The 17,885-nt window shown below is 69.0% G+C and carries 20 protein-coding genes; 13 read left to right on the plus strand and 7 right to left on the minus strand.

The window, feature by feature from the left end:
* Positions 1 to 244: 244 nt before the first annotated feature.
* Both ACFY9N_RS12555 and ACFY9N_RS12560 read left to right on the plus strand, forming a co-directional pair.
* The gene (locus ACFY9N_RS12555) at positions 245 to 2,203 is read left to right on the plus strand and encodes a hypothetical protein (protein WP_391478972.1); all 1,959 of its coding nucleotides are present in this window, start codon (positions 245 to 247) and stop codon (positions 2,201 to 2,203) included.
* Between the two features lie 43 nt (positions 2,204 to 2,246).
* Positions 2,247 to 3,257, plus strand: a complete 1,011-nt coding sequence (locus tag ACFY9N_RS12560) for a hypothetical protein (RefSeq protein ID WP_391478973.1) — start codon at positions 2,247 to 2,249, stop codon at positions 3,255 to 3,257.
* On the opposite strand, the gene ACFY9N_RS12565 is transcribed toward ACFY9N_RS12560, so the two are convergent.
* Positions 3,187 to 3,798, minus strand: coding sequence for a flavodoxin family protein (locus ACFY9N_RS12565; RefSeq protein ID WP_391478974.1), 612 nt, complete (start codon positions 3,796 to 3,798; stop codon positions 3,187 to 3,189). The genes ACFY9N_RS12560 and ACFY9N_RS12565 overlap by 71 nt on opposite strands.
* A 109-nt stretch (positions 3,799 to 3,907) precedes the next feature.
* Here ACFY9N_RS12565 and ACFY9N_RS12570 point away from each other — a divergent pair, with 109 nt between their 5' ends.
* Complete coding sequence (locus ACFY9N_RS12570) at positions 3,908 to 4,111, plus strand: hypothetical protein (protein ID WP_391478975.1); 204 nt, start codon at positions 3,908 to 3,910, stop codon at positions 4,109 to 4,111.
* Positions 4,112 to 4,121: 10 nt separating this feature from the next.
* Here the strand turns inward: ACFY9N_RS12570 and ACFY9N_RS12575 are convergent, their stop codons facing one another.
* The 3 genes from ACFY9N_RS12575 to ACFY9N_RS12585 are packed head-to-tail and all read right to left on the minus strand — an operon-like array spanning position 4,122 to position 5,519.
* The gene (locus tag ACFY9N_RS12575; protein WP_391478976.1) at positions 4,122 to 4,724 is read right to left on the minus strand and encodes a GNAT family N-acetyltransferase; all 603 of its coding nucleotides are present in this window, start codon (positions 4,722 to 4,724) and stop codon (positions 4,122 to 4,124) included.
* A 29-nt stretch (positions 4,725 to 4,753) separates the two neighbouring features.
* On the minus strand, positions 4,754 to 5,134 hold the full coding sequence (locus ACFY9N_RS12580) for an ImmA/IrrE family metallo-endopeptidase (protein WP_391478977.1): 381 nt from the start codon (positions 5,132 to 5,134) through the stop codon (positions 4,754 to 4,756).
* Positions 5,135 to 5,141: 7 nt separating this feature from the next.
* Complete coding sequence (locus tag ACFY9N_RS12585) at positions 5,142 to 5,519, minus strand: XRE family transcriptional regulator (protein ID WP_391478978.1); 378 nt, start codon at positions 5,517 to 5,519, stop codon at positions 5,142 to 5,144.
* Positions 5,520 to 5,613: 94 nt separating this feature from the next.
* On the opposite strand from ACFY9N_RS12585, the gene ACFY9N_RS12590 reads away from it, so the two are divergent.
* The 4 genes from ACFY9N_RS12590 to ACFY9N_RS12605 are packed head-to-tail and all read left to right on the plus strand — an operon-like array spanning position 5,614 to position 8,230.
* Positions 5,614 to 5,850 (plus strand): helix-turn-helix domain-containing protein, encoded by a 237-nt coding sequence (locus ACFY9N_RS12590; RefSeq protein ID WP_391478980.1) that lies wholly within the window; start codon positions 5,614 to 5,616, stop codon positions 5,848 to 5,850.
* Between the two features lie 31 nt (positions 5,851 to 5,881).
* Entirely contained in the window at positions 5,882 to 6,811 is a 930-nt protein-coding gene (locus ACFY9N_RS12595) for an aldo/keto reductase family oxidoreductase (RefSeq protein WP_391478981.1), read from the plus strand.
* Between the two features lie 14 nt (positions 6,812 to 6,825).
* Complete coding sequence (locus ACFY9N_RS12600) at positions 6,826 to 7,212, plus strand: PLDc N-terminal domain-containing protein (protein WP_391478983.1); 387 nt, start codon at positions 6,826 to 6,828, stop codon at positions 7,210 to 7,212.
* A gap of 1 nt (position 7,213) precedes the next feature.
* Positions 7,214 to 8,230 carry an epimerase gene (locus ACFY9N_RS12605; RefSeq protein WP_391478985.1) on the plus strand — a complete coding sequence of 339 codons (1,017 nt, stop codon included), beginning with the start codon at positions 7,214 to 7,216 and terminating at the stop codon, positions 8,228 to 8,230.
* On the opposite strand, the gene ACFY9N_RS12610 is transcribed toward ACFY9N_RS12605, so the two are convergent.
* The 3 genes from ACFY9N_RS12610 to ACFY9N_RS12620 are packed head-to-tail and all read right to left on the minus strand — an operon-like array spanning position 8,143 to position 10,957.
* A complete protein-coding gene (locus ACFY9N_RS12610) occupies positions 8,143 to 9,159 on the minus strand; it encodes an epimerase (RefSeq protein WP_391478986.1) in 1,017 nt (338 codons plus the stop codon). The genes ACFY9N_RS12605 and ACFY9N_RS12610 overlap by 88 nt on opposite strands.
* The gene (locus ACFY9N_RS12615; RefSeq protein ID WP_391478988.1) at positions 9,156 to 9,764 is read right to left on the minus strand and encodes a DUF4166 domain-containing protein; all 609 of its coding nucleotides are present in this window, start codon (positions 9,762 to 9,764) and stop codon (positions 9,156 to 9,158) included. Before ACFY9N_RS12615 ends, ACFY9N_RS12610 begins: the two co-directional genes overlap by 4 nt.
* A complete protein-coding gene (locus ACFY9N_RS12620) occupies positions 9,761 to 10,957 on the minus strand; it encodes an ROK family protein (protein ID WP_391478989.1) in 1,197 nt (398 codons plus the stop codon). The genes ACFY9N_RS12615 and ACFY9N_RS12620 overlap by 4 nt, the downstream gene beginning before the upstream one ends.
* 115 nt (positions 10,958 to 11,072) lie before the next feature.
* On the opposite strand from ACFY9N_RS12620, the gene ACFY9N_RS12625 reads away from it, so the two are divergent.
* The 6 genes from ACFY9N_RS12625 (at position 11,073) to ACFY9N_RS12650 (ending at position 17,884) form a co-directional block, all read left to right on the plus strand.
* Complete coding sequence (locus tag ACFY9N_RS12625; protein WP_391478991.1) at positions 11,073 to 12,176, plus strand: Gfo/Idh/MocA family protein; 1,104 nt, start codon at positions 11,073 to 11,075, stop codon at positions 12,174 to 12,176.
* Positions 12,177 to 12,250: 74 nt separating this feature from the next.
* Positions 12,251 to 13,744: a GMC oxidoreductase gene (locus ACFY9N_RS12630; protein WP_391478993.1), complete on the plus strand. Its 1,494-nt coding sequence runs from the start codon at positions 12,251 to 12,253 to the stop codon at positions 13,742 to 13,744.
* Between the two features lie 37 nt (positions 13,745 to 13,781).
* On the plus strand, positions 13,782 to 15,095 hold the full coding sequence (locus ACFY9N_RS12635; RefSeq protein WP_391478995.1) for an extracellular solute-binding protein: 1,314 nt from the start codon (positions 13,782 to 13,784) through the stop codon (positions 15,093 to 15,095).
* Positions 15,096 to 15,190: 95 nt separating this feature from the next.
* Positions 15,191 to 16,072, plus strand: coding sequence for a carbohydrate ABC transporter permease (locus ACFY9N_RS12640; protein WP_391478996.1), 882 nt, complete (start codon positions 15,191 to 15,193; stop codon positions 16,070 to 16,072).
* Positions 16,069 to 16,896, plus strand: a complete 828-nt coding sequence (locus ACFY9N_RS12645) for a carbohydrate ABC transporter permease (protein WP_247624917.1) — start codon at positions 16,069 to 16,071, stop codon at positions 16,894 to 16,896. The genes ACFY9N_RS12640 and ACFY9N_RS12645 overlap by 4 nt, the downstream gene beginning before the upstream one ends.
* Positions 16,897 to 16,939: 43 nt before the next feature.
* A complete protein-coding gene (locus tag ACFY9N_RS12650) occupies positions 16,940 to 17,884 on the plus strand; it encodes a sugar phosphate isomerase/epimerase family protein (RefSeq protein ID WP_391478998.1) in 945 nt (314 codons plus the stop codon).
* Position 17,885: the final 1 nt, after the last annotated feature.

Consider the following 17,885-nt stretch of genomic DNA (forward strand, 5'->3'; position numbering starts at 1 on the left):
GACCCCTCTCCGCTGCGGCGGGGAGGGGTCCTTGTCGTATGTCGGCCCCAACATCGTAGACTGAACGATTGTTCAAGATAAATTCAGGTGAGCTGACCGGTATATCGCGGGCGAGTAAGAAACGCGATGTCCCGGTGGTACGCGCGGTATCCGACAGATGCGTGTCACGATCGGGTGGCTGCAACGTCTTCCTCTTCGGAAGGCGTATGGGACGCTGTCCACTTTCACCCAGGGGAGAGCGCTTGTGAGCGTCAAGAAGTTGTCGGCCTTCGCCGGCGCAGCAGCACTGTTGGCCATGTTGCTCACGGGCGTTGCGGCGGCTCCGGCTTCCGCCGCACCGGTCGCGACGAATTGCGGGTATGCCAACCCGGACGGGGGCGGAAAGTTCGCCGACTCCATCTGTTGGCTCGACTTCGCGGATTACGACTCCGGCATCGGACTGACTGCCGAAGGCCAGCAGTTCGAGATGTCGCTCGGCGCGTATGACGTGTCGTACACCGTGACGGAGCGGGCCATCAGCGGTTGGAACCTCCGTCCGGTCGTCGCAGTGCCGGCCACGAACCCACCGTTCATCATGGGTATCCCCGGCTACTACAACGGCATTCCGGGTGACCCGTTCCTCTATGCTTCGGCTGGTCTGCCCGCTGGGGGAGTGCAGATCGTGATCTCGGACTTCGAAGTCTCGCTGGACGGCACCCCGGTCACCGGGTACGACCTCATCGCTGCCGCTCCCGAGACGCAGGACGCTGCTGCGGGCAGCGCAGGCGAGTGGATCTTCTGGAATTCGGACGCGCCGATGTCGCTCATCGACTACAACTGGCAGGCGGAGAACGGCGGATGCCAGCCGCCCGTCGGCGCGGCGACCAATGTCTGGTGCTACCCGGGGTCGGCAGCGGCCCCCGGTCTGTACGGCTCGATCTTCGCCGCCCCGTCCGCGACGACGATCTCGGGATCGCTTTACATGAACAACCGTGGTGAGCGCGAAGGCCTCGCCTTCGGCATCCGCACCGCCGCCGTCTCGGTCGACAAGCAGATCGACAGCCGTGTCGACCCCGCGGACTCCTTCGACATCAACGTCGCATCGAGCGAGGGGCCGCTCCTCGCCTCGGCGACCACCGGCGACGCCGACACCGCGACCACCGACGTCATCCCGGTCATTCCGAGCGGCCCGCTCACGCTCTCGGAGGCATCTTCCGAAGACGCCCCCAGCCCAGTGGACTACTACGACGCCGACTGGGCGTGCACGAACGCGAACGAGGCCAGCACGACGGTTCTGCCGACCGGCGCTGAGGCGAGCCAGCAGCTCGACCTGGTCGCCGGCGACGCCGTCAGCTGCACCGTCACGAACACCGCGAAGGCGGCATCGCTCGGACTCGTGAAGTCCGTCACGCCGACCACCGCCGCGGCGGGCGACACCGTCGTCTACGACTTCGCCGTCACGAACGACGGCGACCTCCCGGTCGAGGGCCTCGTGATCGACGAGACCGCGTTCTCGGGCACGGGCGAACTCGGCGAGATCGTCTGCCCCGTCACCGACCTCGCCGTCGGTGAGTCGACGACCTGCCAGGCGCCGTACGTGATCACGCAGGCCGATGTCGACGCGGGCGGTGTGAGCAACGAAGCGGTCGCGACGACGCTGATCGCCGGCACGACCGTCTCGTCGGCATCCGCCGAGTCGACGGCGCTCCTCGCTGTCGACAGCGAGTCCGCTCTCGCCGTGGCGAAGACGGCGTCGAGCTCGACCGCCGAGGTCGGCGACGACGTGCTCTACACCCTCACGGCGACGAACACCGGCTCGGTGACCCTTTCGGACGTGCGGCTGAGCGAGGCGGACTTCTCGGGTTCGGCTCCGCTCGGCGACCTCACCTGCGACAAGACGGCCCCCGTGCGGCTCGCCCCCGGCGCGGTGCTCACCTGCACCGTGTCGTACGAGGTGCGCGCCGCCGATGTCGGCACGCTCACGAACGGCGCCACCGGTTCTGCGGTGGACCCCGGTGAGAACGTGCTGACCGGATCGGCATCCGCTGCCGCGACCGTCACGGTGCCGACCGCGGCCGTCATCGGCGGGAACGCGGCGGGCCCGGTCGGTGCCGGGCTGGCGATCACAGGTGGCGACCTGCCCTGGTACGCCGCCGGGTTCGGTCTGATGCTGTTGCTCGCGGGAGCCGCGACGATCGCTCTGCGCCGCGCACGCCGCAGCTGACATCGGGCGCGGCACGGGGCGGGCTTGATCCTAAGCTTGTCCCGTGCTGCGCCGTCCGATCTTCTGGGGAACCGCCCTCCTCGCTGTCGCCGTCGTGGTGACGCTGGCGGGTGACGACCTCAGCTTCTTCCCGTTCCTCCTGATGCTGGTCGGGGGATGGTGCTTCGGGTACTCGTTCGTCGGATCGACGTTGCGGATGCCGGCACGCATCGGCATGCCGCTGCACATCGGTGCCGCCGTCGTGCTGGCGGCCCTGATCGTGGTCGTGGTCGAGTTCGCCGGGCCATGGCTCGCGACGCTCCCGCAGGGCGCGCGAGCCGTTCTGCTCGTGCTGCAGATGGCCGCGCTCCCGGCCGCGGGATGGATCTGGCTCGGCCTGATCTCGCGCGTGACGTCGGCGATCGCGCGACGCGATGCCGCGAAGCGGCCGGCGCCGGTGCCCCGCACCTGGGAGCGCGCGGCGAACGGGGACGGCTCGGAAGTGCGTGTCCGGGCGGTGCAGATGCGGATGCGCGCGCTCACCCTCGCGATCGTCGGAATGGTCGTTCCGGCTGGACTCGTCGCCTTCGTGCTGATGATCGCGTTCGATGACCTGGCGATGCGACTGGGCCCGCGGATCGTGATCATCGCCCTGGGCTTGCTCATCGGGTTGCCGGTGTACTTCGTGTTCACCGCGCTCGCGCGCCGTCGGGCGGTGTCGTGCACGCTCGCGTTCGGCGACGACGAGTTCCGCCTCGCGGTCGGCGCCGAGAGGTATGTCGTCGCCTATCGCGATCTGGAGCGTCTGCTCTGGCGTGCGCGCAGCGACTACGCGCGCGTCGAGGTGCGCGCGCCCGGGGTCGACCTGTCACTGCTGGTCGGCATCGTGAAGCCGCCGCGCGGCGTGGAGGGCGGGCTGCCCGCGGTGCCGAAGCGCGTGTTCCGTCGCCTGGAACTCGCCGGTCTCGCGGTCGAGCGGACGCGTCGCGACGACGTGGTCGTGTTCACTCGGCCGGGTACGCGCTCGCCTTCAGAGCCCGCGCGAGGTGCGCGGCGTTCCGCGTCGCGGTCGTGATCGTCTCGACGACCTTCTCCGGCGTCTCGTCCAGGTCCTTGTAGTCGACGCCCTGCATCGCCTCGCCGTTCCAGTACACCGAGGACTGCGCGGGCACGGTGTAGCCGACATCGTTCAGGGACTGGAAGAGGATCGCGGCGATGTGGTGCGCGCCGTCCTCGTTGCCGACGATGCCGGCGATCGCGACCTTGTCGAACAGGATCGGCCGACCCTGCTCGTCGGTTTCGGCGAGTTCGGCGTCGAGACGCTCCAGCACGCGCTGGGCGACGCTCGAGTGCTGTCCCATCCACGTCGGGGTCACGAACACCAGGATGTCGGCGGCGAGCACCTTCTCGCGGATGGCCGGCCACTCGTCTCCGTCGCCCATGTCGGTCTCGACGCCCGGCTTCACCGCGAGATCGACCGCACGCACGAGATCGCCCGTGACGCCGTGGTCGGCGAGGGCGTCGAGGATCTGGGTCGCGAGCAGGTCGGAACTCGACGCGGCGGGGGAGGGCTTGAGGGTGCAGGAGATGGCGAGGGCGGTGAGCGTGGTGTCCATATCGTCGAGTAGACCAGCGGATGCCGTGGACGCGAAGGGGGTTCCGCGAATCTGCGCCCTGCGCTACGCGCGGTAGGCTGGAGGGGCGGCCGCTACGACAGGAGATCCCGTGATCCTCAGCTTCATCTTCTTCCTGATCCTCTTCCTCGGAGGGATCTACCTCATGGCCTTCGCGCAGACCGCCGAGGACTACCAGGCGATCCTCTTCGTCGCGGGTCTCCTGGTCACGATGCTGTCGCTCGCCTTCATGATGCGCGAGCGCGGCACCGCCACGCGTCGCACGAAGAACTGGTCGGGCCCTTCGACCGAGTGACCTCCGCGGGTCAGGCCCGGCGCGACAGTCGCATCTCGAGGTTCGCGCGCACGGCCGGCCACTCCGGCTCGATGATCGAGTACTCGACGCTGTCGCGGAGAGCGCCGTTGCGGTAGCGCGCCATCGCGCGCATCACGCCGTCCTGCTTGGCTCCGAGGCGCTCGATCGCCGCACGGGACTGGAAGTTGACCCACTGGGTCGTGAGCCCGACGCGGAAAACTCCGAGCGTCTCGAACGCGTGGCGCAGGAGCAGCAGCTTCGACTCGGCGTTCGTGCCGGTGCCGTGGGCGGACGGGCGGTTCCAGGTGTACCCGATGTGCAGGCGGGGGACCTCGGCCACGATGTCGTAGTACGACGTCATGCCGAGCACGCGTCCGGTCGTGTCGACCGTGACGAAGGGGATCATCTCGCCCTTCTCGTACAGCGCGATCCGGCGGTCGATCTCCGCGGCGACCCCGTCGGGCGCGGGAACGGAGGTGTACCAGGCCGACTGCCAGAGGCCGCCTTCCTCGACGGCCTCGATCAACGCGTCGCGGTACGAGGGATCGAGCGGTCGCAGCTCGACGAGGCGACCGGTGAGGGTGACGGCGGTGGGCGGAACGAGAAAGGTCACGTGGCCATTCAACCAGCGGATGCCGCCGCTCACCCCGCGCGACGCAGGAGCGCCTGGTAGGCGGCGATCAACTCGACCGTGACGTCGAGCTCGAACGCCAGGCTCGCCGGATGCGGCCCGCGGAGTCGCTCGGCAGCGGCGTACGCCTGCGGCGAGATAAGCAGGCTCGCCGCCCAGGCATCGGCCTGATGCTCCTGGCGAGCGCGCAGTCGTGCGTGCGTCGTCGGCGCGTGCCGGAGGGCGGCGTGCCCGAGTTCGTGCGCGAGGACGCTGCGCGTCGTACGAGCGCTCATGCCGGGAGACACCCGGATGACGCGCCCCGCCGGATCGAAACCGCCCCGTGTGGGGCCGGGTCTCTCGACGACGTGCAGCCCGCGCTCCTCGGCGAGGCGGAGGAGCTGCGGGTCCATGTCGTTCCTACGGATAGAGGTCGTCGGTGTCGCGATCGTGCGGAAGGGTGGAGCCGAAGGCGACTTCGGGAACATCATCGCCGAGGGGTGCGACATCGGGGCGAGCGCGCAGGGGAGTGACCGGCGCCGGGGCACTCGCGATGTCGGCGTTCAGACGCTCCTCCGCACGGGCCAGCACGAGGTGCGGCGCGACGTTGATGATCGAGCAGACGCTGTAGACGAGGGGAACCGGAATGGATCGCTTTCCCGTGACGTAGTTGTCGAGGGCGCTGCGGGCCACTCCCGCTGCGCGCGCCATCGCGGCGATACTGCTTCCCGCCGCCGCGATCTCGGCCCGCAACTGACGGCCGACGGCAGCGTTGAACAAGTCGGCTGATGTCTTCACCCGAGTCACGATAGCACCGCGGCGAGTTCAATATGCTGTCATATCGGATACTTCCCGTCTTGCATGTCGACATGCGGGGAGATACTGTCTACGTGTGACGGCAGATGATCGACAGATGGTGGCCGATGCGATCCTCTCCGCTCTGCGTGAGGCCCATCGGTCGAAGAAGTGGCTCGCCGCGCAGTCCGGCATCGCGTACTCCACCCTACGTCGCAAGCTCGATGCCCAGGTGGATATCAGCGTCGTCGACCTCGCGCGGATCGCCCAGGCGCTCGACCGCTCGCCGGCATCCCTGCTCCCCGACCTGAGGACGGGCGCGGGCGAGCGCTGACACGGTCCCGGGGCCGCGATATCGTGGCGCCATGAAGACCGTGCCTTTCGGAACCACCACCGCTCCCGCCGTCGTCGCCGGGATGATGCGCATCGACGACAAGGACGACGCCCACATCCGCGGGTTGTACGACACGGCGCGCGCCGCCGGGATCGATTTCTTCGACCATGCGGACATCTACGGCGGGCGGATGCACCACTGCGAGTCCCGTTTCGCGGCCGCCCTGCGACTCACCGCCGCCGAGCGCGACGAGATCGTACTGCAGACCAAGTGCGGCATCGTGCCCGACAAGGGGATGTTCGACTTCTCGTACGAGCACATCGTCACTCAGGTCGAAGGCTCCCTGCGGGCCCTGCGTACCGACCGTCTCGACGTGCTGCTGCTGCACCGCCCGGACGCGCTGGTCGAACCCGAGGAGGTCGCCCGCGCGTTCGACGAGCTCGAGGCCGCGGGCAAGGTGAGGGCCTTCGGGGTGTCGAATCACACGCCCCGCCAGATCGACCTGCTGCGCACCGCGGTGCGCCAGCCCCTCGTCGCGAGCCAGCTGCAGCTCTCGATCACGCACGCGCCGATCATCGCCCAGCCGATCGCGATGAACATGGCCGCCGAGGACCAGAGCATCGTGCGCGACGGCGGAGGGATCGTCGAGTACTGCCGCCTCAACGGCATCACGATCCAGGCGTGGTCGCCGTTCCAGGGCGGATTCTTCACCGGGGTCTTCCTCGGCAACCCTCAGTACGCCGAGTTGAACGCGGTGATCGATCGGCTCGCCGCCGCGCACGGGGTGACGCCGATCGCGATCGCGACGGCGTGGATCGTGCGTCATCCGGCGCAGATGCAGGTCGTGCTCGGTACGACGACGCCCGAACGGGTGACGGATGCCGCGGCCGGCGCCGACGTCAAACTCGCCCGCGAGGAGTGGTACGAGCTCTTCCGGGCTGCCGGGCACCTGCTTCCCTGATCTACTCTGAGTTCATGCCGTTCCTGTTCACGATCATCACCCTCGCGCTGACGATCGGCGCGGTGATCGACATCGTGCGGCGTGAGGACTCGCAGGTGCGCTTCCTGCCCCGTCTCGCGTGGCTGATCGTGGTGATCCTGCTGCCCCTGCTCGGAGCGCTGCTCTGGTTCGGCCTCGGCCGCGAGTACGGCGATGCCGGGATCGCGATCCCGCGCCTCCGGCGGACGCCGCGGGCGGCTCCGTCGGCGGGCCCCGCCGCACCCCCGGCGCCGCCGCGCGACACTCGCACGACCGAGCAGCAGATCGCCGATCTCGATCGCGAGATCGAGGAGTGGCGCCTGCGCGAGGAGATCGAGAAACGTAAACGGCAGCCGGGCGAGCACGACGAGAGCGGATCCTGACATGGCGAGCACAGGGGCGACCCGGCGGGCCGTGATCGGCGGCGGCAGCGGTTTCGTCGGTACGGCGCTGAAGCAAGCGCTCGAAGCCGACGGCTATGCCGTGAGCGTGATCGGTCGTCACGGCCCGGACGCTCGTTGGGACGATCCCGCGTCCGTCCGGAGGGCCGTCGATGGCGCCGATCTCGTCATCGGTCTCGCCGGCAAGAGCATCAACGCGCGGTTCACCGATCGCAACCGCGAGGAGATCCTCCGGTCGCGCCTCGAGACGACCCGTGCCCTGCACGAGGCCATCGCGCGAGCCGAGCATCCGCCCGCCGTCTGGATGAACGCGTCGAGCGCCGCCGTCTACCGCTACGCCCTCGACCGCGCGCAGACCGAGGCGGACACCGACCGAGACACCGGCTTCCTTCCCGACGTGACGCGCGCCTGGGAGCAAGAGCTGTTCCGGGGTGAGCTGCCGTCGACGCGGCGCGTCGCGCTGCGGATCACCTTCGTGCTCGGCGACGGGCCCGCGCCCGCCCTGCTCTTCCGCCTCGCCCGCTTCGGTCTCGGCGGACCGCAGTTCGACGGGTGGTGGTTCCCGCACCGCCGCTATCGCGGCGTCGGTCCGCACCCGACCGAGCCGCGGCATCCGCTCGGACGGCGATCGCGCGGGCATCAGCGCTTCAGCTGGATCCACATCGACGACCTCGTGGGCGCCGTGCGGTTCATCCGCGATGATGCACGCATCTCGGGGCCGGTCAACATGTCGGCGCCGGGTGTGGTGGAGAACCGCGGACTGATGCGGGCGCTGCGCCGCGTCGTCGGGATGCCGATCGGACTCCCCGCGTGGCGGTTCATGCTGGAACCCGCGATGTGGGTGCTGCGCGCCGAGCCCGATCTCGTGCTCAACAGTCGATGGGTGGCTCCGGGGGTGCTCGAGGAAGCGGGCTACTCCTTCGCATTCCCGGAACTGGAGCCGGCGCTGCGCGACGTGCGCGAGAAGGATTCGCGGACCGCGCCTTCGAGCTCGGGGTAGGCGAACTCGAACCCCGCGGCTGTGAGTCTCTCCGGGATGACCCACCGGCTCTTCAGGACCAGTTCGGTCTCGGTGCGGATGCCGATGGCGCCGAGTTCGAGCATCCAGCGGGGGAGCGGCGGTCCGAACCCGACGCCGAGCACGCGGCGAACGGTGGCCATGAACCCGGCGTTGTCCGAGGGGTTCGGGGATGCCGCGTTCACCGGACCGTCGAGCGACGGCGTGACCTCGAGGAAGTCGATGATGCGGGCGATGTCGTCGACGTGCACCCAACTGAACCGCTGCGTACCGCGGAGCGCCCCGGGGAAGTGCCCGGTGCCGGCGGCGCGTCGCGCGCGGCCGACCGGCCAGCGTCCGTCGTGCTGCGCGCCGCCCAGTCCGAGGCGCGCGAGACGCTCGAGCGGACCGAGGACTCCGCCGTGGCCGAGCACGATCGCGCTGCGCAGTGCGACCCGGCGGGTGTGGGGCAGTGCGTCGGCGAAGAGGGCGCCTTCCCAGGCCTTCGCCACCTCCACGGAGAATCCGGCGCCGAGGTCTCCCGAGGTTTCGGTCATGGGGCGGTCCTCGGCATGACGGTAGATCGTCGCGGTCGAGGAGTTGACCCACAGCGGCGGCGGGTTCGTCGCCGCAGCGATCGCCGCGCTCAGCGCCGCGGTCGTGTCGAGTCTCGAACGGAAGATCTCCGCCCGGTTCTCGGGGGTGTACCGGCAGTTCACGCTCTTGCCGGCCAGCCCGATCACGAGCGAGGCGCCGTCGACCGCACGATCGATGGCGTGCTGGTCGTCCCAGGTGATGTCGGCGCCCGAGCGGGAGATCGTGATGACCTCGCGTCCGGCGGATCGCAGGCGAGGAACGAGATACCGGCCCATGAATCCGGAGGAGCCGCCGATCACGACCGGTCCTGCGGGCAGGGGAGTGGCATCCGTCACGGGGTCTCGCTCTCGATCGCGTAGTCGAAGTAGCCGGTGTACTCGTAGACGCGGCCGAGCAGCGGCGCGTCGATCGTCATGTTCACGTGATGCTGCTGACGCTCCTCGTCCCAGCGCTCGATGAGTCCGATGCTCGGGCGCAGCAGGCGCGGCGCGGCGATGCGCAGACGCCCGAATCGCATCCCGACCTGCCGGATGCGGAGCTCGACCGCGCCGTCGACGACGTCGATGTCGAACGTCGTCACGACGGTGCGGCGCGGGCCGATCTCGTTGCGCAGGATCCGGTTCGACCCGAGGGTCACGATGTCGGGCATGACCCAGGTGCGTCCGGGGAGTTCGAAGTGCCGCACGGCCACGGCCGCGCCGCCGATCGTGCGGTTCTCGATGCGGAAGGGCACGTCGCGCTCCCAGCCGGCGAACGCGACGCCCAGTGCTTCGGCGATCCGGAACAGGGGCCGCAGCCACCGGTACCGCGAACCCGCGGTCGTGAACACGCCGCGGCCGACGCCGACGTGCCCCTCGGGGATCGTGCGGAAGTACCACTCGGTCTTCGGATGGAGCTCGGAGATGCGATCGCCGAGCGCACGCTCGTAGGGCGAGGTCATCGGGACCTCACCGACACGTATCGTTCGACGTTCACGGGGGAGAGCACCTCGCGGGCGACCATGATCGCGGCCCCGAGCACGGCGGCGCGCTCCCCGGTCGGCGACTGCACGATGGCGAGGTGCTGCGTGGCGAGGGGGATCGATCGGCGGTAGACGACCTCGCGGACCCCCGCCAGCAGGTGCTCCCCGGCTCGGGCGATGCTGCCGCCGAGCACGACGATCGACGGGTTGAGCAGGTTCACCACGGTGGCGAGCACCTCGCCGACGTCGCGACCGGCCTGACGCAGTGCCTCGATCGCCGCGGTGTTGCCCGCCCGCACCAACTCGGTCACGTCGCGGCTCGTCTCGGCGTCGATGCCCTGGGCGCGCAGCGACGCGGCGATCGCGCTGCCGCTCGCGAGGTCTTCGAGGTCGCGCTCTTCGTCGGCCGGGTGCGTGGATTCGGCGGAGTGGGGCACGCGCACGTGCCCCATGTCGCCGGCCGATCCCTGCGCGCCCCGCTGCAGCTGACCGCCCGCGATGATGCCGGCGCCGATACCGGTGGCCACCTTGACGAAGATGAGATCGGTGGTGTCGGGGAAGCTCGTGGTCTGCTCGCCGAGGGCGAGGACGTTCACGTCGTTGTCGACGAGTACGGGGACGTCGAAGGTGCGCTGCACGTACCCCGGGATGTCGAAGCGGTCCCACCCCGGCATGATCGGCGGGTTGTAGGGGCGGCCCGTGGAGTGCTCGACCGGGCCGGGGACGCCGATGCCGACGCCGACGATCGTGCCGCGCCCGGTCGAGAGGTCCTCGAGAAGGCCCTGGGCCTCGACGAGCATGCGGTCGAGGACCGGCTCGGGGCCGCTGGCGATGTCGAGCGGATGCGTCGTCGAGGCGAGGATGCGTCCGCCGAGGTCCGCGATCGCGACGGTGGCGTGCGAGGCGCCGAGGTCCACGGCGATCACGAGCCCCGCGCGGGGGTTGAAGGCCACGCGCAAGGGCGGCCGTCCGCCGGTCGAGGCCGCTTCCCCGGCGGCCATCAGCAGCCCCGCCGCGAGCAGGGCGTCGACGCGCGCCGACACCGTGGACCGGGCGAGGCCGGTGAGGTGCACGAGGTCGGCCTTGGTGCGCGCCTGGCCGTCCAGAAAGAGCTGGAACATGTCGCCGGCGCCGGTCGAGGCGCTGGAGAAGGGGCGTTCGGCGTCGCTCATAGGGGTCAGTAAATCACAGGACTTTCGCTCCGTGGCGTAACTCATCTGGTGGCCGAAGAAATTCTTTTGACGAAAATCTAGCAAAAGTACGTTGACCTGTGTCAGAATCATCGACATGACAACGGACGTCACCACAACCGGCGTCGGGACGATCCGATCCGGATTCCTCGGCGGCGGCTTCATGGCCCAGGTTCACAGCAGAGCGGCTCGCGCAGCCGGCGCCACTCCCGCGGTTCTCGCGAGCTCCTCGCTCGAGCGGGCGCAGGCCGCGGCCGAGGACCTCGGCATCGACCGCGCGGCGGCCGACATCGACGCCCTCCTCGCCGAAGACATCGACATCGTCCACGTGTGCACCCCGAACGCAACCCATGCCGCGCTCGCCCTTGCCGTCATCAGCGCCGGCCGCCACGTGATCTGCGAGAAGCCGCTCGCCACGCACGTCGACGACGCCCGCGCACTCGCGGCCGCGGCCGCCGACCGCGGCGTGGTGGCGGCGGTGCCCTTCGTCTACCGGTACCACCCGATGGTGCGCGAGGCCCGCGCACGCGTGGCGGCCGGCGAGATCGGCGACCTGCTCACGGTCGACTGCGGCTATCTGCAGGACTGGATGCTGCTGCCCGGCGACGACGACTGGCGGGTGACTTCGGCCGACGGCGGCCCGTCGCGCGCCTTCGCCGACATCGGCTCGCACCTGTGCGATCTGCTCGAGTTCGTCGCGGGGGAGCGGATCGTCCGCCTCACCGCCCGCACCCGTCGCGTCTACGACGAGCGCGGCGGACGCGCCGTCACCAACGAGGACGCGGTGTCGATCCTCGTCGAGATGGAGTCCGGCGCGATCGGCACCCTGCTGATCTCGCAGATGGCCGCCGGCCGCAAGAACTCCCTCACGCTCGAACTCCACGGTGCGCAGGCCAGCATCCGCTTCGACCAGGAACGTCCGGACGAGCTCTGGGTGGGCGAGCGCGAGGGCAGCCGACACCTGTTCCGTGACCCGCTGACCGCGCACCCCGGTGTCGCCCGGTTCTCGACGGTGCCCGCGGGGCATGCCCAGGGCTACCAGGACGCGTTCAACGGCTTCGTCGCCGACGCCTACGCCGCGACGCGCGGTGCACAGCCCGACGGCCTGCCCACCTTCGCCGACGGAGTACGCGCGGCGCAGCTCACCGAGGCCGTGCTCCTGGCGGCGGCCGACCAACGCTGGGTGGACACCCCGGTCTGATCCGCACGGCATCCGACCCGCGGATGCACTCCGAACAACTTCCTGATCGACGAAGACAGAAGGAACGAAATCCAATGACGGACAACTACGACCTCGTGATCGTCGGCACCGGCCCGAACGGTGCGATCATCGCCAACCAGGTGCATCAGCAGGCGCCCGAGGCGACGATCCTCGTGCTCGAGGCGGGGCGCGAGATCACCTCCGTGCCGGGCGAGCATCTCGTCGAAGCGGATGAGAGCGCGATGAACGCCTCGTACGACGACCTCATGCGCCGCGCGCGCCAGATCGAGTACGTCAAGGACGCGGTCTCGATGAGTGCGATCGAGGGCGACGGCTGGGACCCCGAGTCGTCGGGCGTGTTCCCCGCCGCGTTCTTCGGCCACAACTTCGCGGCCTTCCCCGGGGCATCCGTCGCCTGGAACATCGGCGGGATGGGCGTGCACTGGACGGCCGCCACCCCCTGGCCCTACGCCGAGGAGATCCCCGCGTTCCTGCCGCGCGACGAGTGGGACGCCGACCTCGAGACCGCGCGCGGTCTGCTGCGCACCTACGTCGGTCCCCTCGTCGCCGGCGTGCACAACCCGTTCGAGCAGCCGCTGTTCGCCGCGCTCCGCGAGGCCGTGCCGAGCCCCGATCCCGCACGCGAGTTCGGCTACATGCCGATGGGCGGCGTTCCCCGCCAAGGCGAGCCGTTCGCCCGCACCGGCCCGCGCGACATCGCGCCCTTCGTGTTCGACGGGAGCGAGCCGAACGTCACCCTCCGCAGCGGCGTGCTGGTGCACCGCATCGAGCACGACGGCTCACGGGTCACGGGACTCGCCTACCGCGACCTCGTCACGGGCGAGGAGTCGACCGCGCACGGAGCGCAGGTGATGATCGCGGGCGACGCCCTGCGCACCCCGCAACTGCTGTGGGCCTCCGGCATCCGCCCCACCGCCCTCGGCGCCTACCTCAACGAGCACGCGACGATCGACGGCGAGGTCGACATCGACGCCTCCCGCTTCGGCCTAACGGACGCCGACATCATCCAGCCGCCCGCGGGCGAGCCCTTCATCGGCTCGTTCTGGAGCCCGTCGATCGGGGCAGCCCGCCCCGCGCACGGCCAGCTCATGGAGCGCGAGTTCGAGGGGCGCCACAAGCTCAGCGTCGGTTGGTACTGCGCCACCGAGATCCGTGCCGAGAACCGGATCGAGTTCTCCGACGAGCTCACGGATGCCCTCGGCATGCCGCACATGACCGTGCACTTCTCGTACTCCGACGCCGACCTCCAGGAGATCCGCCGCACCCAGGAGGTGCAGCGGACGGCCGCGGCCGTGATCGGGAACTTCCCGACCGAGGACCGCGAGGTGCAGCCCCCCGGGGCATCCCTGCACTACACCGGCACCGTCCGGATGGGGCCCGACGACGACGGCACGAGCGTCGTCGACACGAACGGTCGTGTCTGGGGCTTCGACAACCTGTATCTCGCCGGCAACGGCGTGATCCCGACCGCGCTGACGTGCAACTCGACGCTCACCGGAGCCACGCTCTCGGTGCGCATCGCCCGCGCTGTCGCCTCTTCCCTCTGACCCTGCAGTACCCCTACCCACCAAGGAGATGATCGCGATGCACTTCCACACCACTTCGCGACGCCGGGCGACGATGCTCGGAATCGCGCTGGTCACGTCCGGCGCCCTGCTGCTCACCGGCTGCGGCCGCGGCGGCGACAGCGGCGGCGGCGACGCCGGCGCGTCCACCAAGATCGACGACAAGCCCGCGACCGGAACGCTCGAGATCTGGACGCAGGGTGCCGACGGCGCCGAGCTGCCCCAGATGTTCGAGGAGTTCAAGAAGGACAACCCCGACGTCGAGATCAACATGACGCAGATCCCGGAGGCGGAGTTCGCGTCGAAGATGACTGCGGCGATCACCGCGGGCACCGTCCCCGACCTGATCTACGCGTTCACCGAGACGCAGTCGTCGCTGATCTCGACCGGCGGATTCGACGCCGTGCCCGACGGCCTCGTCGACCCCGACGACTTCTTCGAGGTCATCTGGGACAACTCGGTCTACGACGACGTCGCCTACGGTGTGCCGTGGTACGCGTACGCCGACATGGTGATCTACCGCACCGACCTGGCCGAGGCCGCGGGTGCCGAGGCTCCCACCGACTGGGACAGCCTGCGTACCTTCGGTGAGGACCTCAAGGCCTCCGGCGTCGAATGGCCGCTCGCGCTCTACGCGGCCTACGACTCGTACACCGCCCGTCAGCTGCTGACCTTCGCGAAGCAGAACGGCGGAGGGTTCATCTCCGACGACCTGTCGACGTGGACCATCAACTCGCCCGAGAACGTCGAGGCGCTGGAGTACTGGGCGGGCCTGATGGCCGACGGCCTCGCTTCGCCCGACGGTCCGGCGTTCCTCGACACCGTGTCGTGGTCGACCACCGGCAAGAACGCCGCGATCATCGACGGCGGCCCGTGGTTCGTCGGTTGGTTCGACGACGCGAACGGCGAGGGCTGGGCCGACGAGCACCTCTCGCTCGCCACGATGCCGGTGGGTCCCGACGGTGACGCCGCGACCACGGTCGGCGGTGGCAGCTGGTTCGTTCCCTCGGACTCCGAGAACAAAGACGCGGCGTGGAAGTTCGCCCGCTTCATGTCGGAGCCGGAGAGCCAGGTCAAGTGGTTCGAGATCTTCAAGAACATGCCGGCCGTGAAGTCGGCCTGGGAGGACCCGACCCTCGCCGACGACCGTCTGCTGCAGACGGTCGAGGCCGGCCTCGAGACCGGTGTCACCCTGCCGAAGGTTTCGACCTGGAGCCAGGTCGGCACCGTGATCGGCGAGCAGATGGAGAAGGTCGTCCGCGGCGGAGTGTCGGCGCAGGATGCTCTCGACGAGGCTCAGGCGCAGGCCGAGTCCATCGGGATGGGCAACTGACTCCGATCATGTCCACCACTGCGACCCGCACCATGGTCACCTCGGGGGCGTCCTCCAGGCGCCCCCGGGGGACCGGTCCTCGACGGATCAGGAAGGTGCACGAGGGATCGCGGGCCGAAGCCACCACCGCGTGGTTGTTCCTCACCCCGTTCCTCGCGATCTTCCTGCTCTTCACCGGCATCCCCGCCGTGCTCGCGATCGGGGCGAGCCTGACCGACATTAGCGCCCGTGACATCCGCGATCCGTTCAACGTGAACTTCACCGGATTCCAGGGCTTCATCGACATCATCGGCAACCCCGGATTCCAGAGCGCCTTTCTGAACACCGTGATGTTCGTGGTGATCTGCGTGCCGATCAGCATGGCCCTCGGCCTCGCCCTGGCGCTCATGCTCAACAACGGCATCCGACGTCTGCGCAACTTCTTCCGCGCCGCCGCCTACGTGCCGGTGATCACCAACATCGTCGCCGCCGCCGTGATTTGGCAGTACGCGTTCTCGATCACGGGGCCGGTGAACACGACCCTCACGGATCTGGGGCTCGGAGCGCCGAACTGGCTCGGCGAGCCGGGCTGGGCCATAACCACGGTCGTGATGATGGGCGTCTGGCGCACCACCGGAACCTGCATGATCCTCTTCCTCGCCGGCCTCCAGGCCGTGCCGGAGGAGATCTACGAGGCCGCGGCCACCGATGGAGCAGACGCGTGGCGTCGGCTCTGGTCGATCACTCTGCCGCTGCTGCGCCCGACGACCCTGCTCGTCACGGTGCTGCAGACGGTCTCGTTCCTCAACATCTTCGAAGAGCCGTACCTGCTCACCAAGGGCGGTCCGCTCGGGTCCACCAAGTCGATCGCGGTCTGGGTGTACGAGCAGTTCGGGTTCGGCAATGTCTCCGCCTCGATGGCGGGCTCGGTGCTGCTGCTCGTGCTCGTCGGAATCGTCGCGATCGTCCAGTTCAGAATCCTGAGGCCGAAACATTGAAAACTCTGTCTCCGACGCGTCAGGCGCTGAACTACACGGCGCTCACCGTCATCACCGTCTTCATGCTCCTGCCCTTCGTCTGGGTGTTCTTCGGATCGTTCAAGACGCAGGCCGAGTTCCTCGGCAACCCGGGAGCGTGGTTCCCGGAGTCCTTCCAGATCCAGAACTACATCCAGCTGTTCGCCGACCGGGGCTTCGGCACCTACATGCTCAACAGCATCGTGGTCTCAAGCGTCGCGATCGTGGGCAACGTGCTCTTCAGCGCGATGGCCGGTTACGCGCTGGCGAAGCTGCGCTTCCGCGGACGCGGGCTCGTGTTCCCGCTCGTGATCGCCTCGATGATCGTGCCGTACGTGGCGCTCTTCGTGCCCCAGTTCGTGATCGTCGTGCAGATGGGCCTCGTGAACTCGCTGATCGCGATCATCCTGCCGGTGCTCGTGCTGCCGCTGTGCGTGTTCATCATGCGCCAGTTCGCGCACGGTGTGCCGTTCGAGCTCATGGAGGCCGCCCGTCTGGACGGCGCGGGGGAGGGCCGGATCTTCTTCCGGGTCTTCCTGCCGCTCACCGGTCCCGGTCTCGCGACCGTCGCGATCCTTTCGTTCCTCACCTCGTGGAACAACTTCCTCTGGCCGCTCGTCGTGGCCCAGTCGCAGGACACCTACACCGCGCCGGTCGGTCTCTCGGTCGCATCGCAGGCGTCGAACACCATCTCGTTCGGCCTGCTGCTGGCGGGTGCCATGGTGGTGCTGCTGCCGATCCTCATCCTGTTCCTCTTCCTGCAGAAGTACTTCATCCAGGGCGTCGCCGCCACGGGTTTGAAGTGACCGCCTGAAGTGCCCCCTGCCGCTCTCTGAAAGGACCCCTCCCATGGCTGTGAAGGACCTGAAGTTCGCTCTCAACGCGATCCAGTGGATCAACGTGAAGGAGGACCCCGAAGACCTCGAGAGCGCGAGCCTGTGGCGCTTCGCGGACCCGTCGTTCGTCGCCGAGTACCCCGACGTGCTCCGCGCGATCCGGGATGCCGGGTTCGAGGCCACCATGATGGAGGTTCTCGACACGCAGACCCTGCAGAACTACGCCGCGATGGTGAAGGACTCGGGTCTGACCCTGGCACCGGGCTATGTGCAGGTGCCGCTCGCGAGTGATCACGGCGGCCGGCTCGAGCGCGGCACCTTCGAGCGCATCCACTGGTTCGATGCGGTGCGCCGCAAGGCCGAGGAATCGACCTACTTCGGGATCGGCACGATCTTCCTCGCCGCCGAGGTCGACCAGACGGCGATCCGCTGGCAGAAGCCGGCGATCGGCGCCGACTTCTCGCAGGATCGTCTCGACGAGCTCACCGACCTGATCGACGAAGCCGTGGACGTGCTGAACGCCGAGGGCGTGAAGCCCGGGCTGCACAACCACGTCGGCACCTGGATCGAGACGCAGCACGAGTACGAGCACGTGCTGAACGCGATCGACGCGCAGCGCCTCGGCGCTGCCTTCGACATCGGTCACCTCGAGTGGGCCGGGATCAGCGCGAAGGAGACCATCGGGCGCTGGGCGGATCGCGTGCAGGATCTGCACCTGAAGGACCTCGACCTCGAGCTCGCGCGGCGCAGCCGGGAGGAAGGCCTCAGCTACGAGCGGGCCACGGATCTCGGGCTGTACCTCGAGCCGGGGCTCGGACAGGTCGACCTGCGCGGCACCCTCGAGCAGCTGCCCGAGGGCTGGGACGGCTGGGTGATCATCGAAGTCGATCGCGCCAGCATGGACCCGGTCGCCAGCGCCCACCACACGGCTCGCTGGGTCGCGGAAATCACGGAGTGAG

It is taken from the genome of Microbacterium sp. NPDC008134 (genome assembly GCF_042957055.1).
Lineage (GTDB): Bacteria > Actinomycetota > Actinomycetes > Actinomycetales > Microbacteriaceae > Microbacterium.

Coding starts and splice junctions, on each gene's coding strand:
- ACFY9N_RS12565 (WP_391478974.1), bottom strand. CDS start 3,798: ATGGACACCACGCTCACCGCCCTCGCCATCTCCTGCACCCTCAAGCCC.
- ACFY9N_RS12580 (WP_391478977.1), bottom strand. CDS start 5,134: ATGGACCCGCAGCTCCTCCGCCTCGCCGAGGAGCGCGGGCTGCACGTC.
- ACFY9N_RS12595 (WP_391478981.1), top strand. CDS start 5,882: ATGAAGACCGTGCCTTTCGGAACCACCACCGCTCCCGCCGTCGTCGCC.
- ACFY9N_RS12600 (WP_391478983.1), top strand. CDS start 6,826: ATGCCGTTCCTGTTCACGATCATCACCCTCGCGCTGACGATCGGCGCG.
- ACFY9N_RS12605 (WP_391478985.1), top strand. CDS start 7,214: ATGGCGAGCACAGGGGCGACCCGGCGGGCCGTGATCGGCGGCGGCAGC.
- ACFY9N_RS12615 (WP_391478988.1), bottom strand. CDS start 9,764: ATGACCTCGCCCTACGAGCGTGCGCTCGGCGATCGCATCTCCGAGCTC.
- ACFY9N_RS12620 (WP_391478989.1), bottom strand. CDS start 10,957: ATGAGCGACGCCGAACGCCCCTTCTCCAGCGCCTCGACCGGCGCCGGC.
- ACFY9N_RS12625 (WP_391478991.1), top strand. CDS start 11,073: ATGACAACGGACGTCACCACAACCGGCGTCGGGACGATCCGATCCGGA.
- ACFY9N_RS12630 (WP_391478993.1), top strand. CDS start 12,251: ATGACGGACAACTACGACCTCGTGATCGTCGGCACCGGCCCGAACGGT.
- ACFY9N_RS12635 (WP_391478995.1), top strand. CDS start 13,782: ATGCACTTCCACACCACTTCGCGACGCCGGGCGACGATGCTCGGAATC.
- ACFY9N_RS12650 (WP_391478998.1), top strand. CDS start 16,940: ATGGCTGTGAAGGACCTGAAGTTCGCTCTCAACGCGATCCAGTGGATC.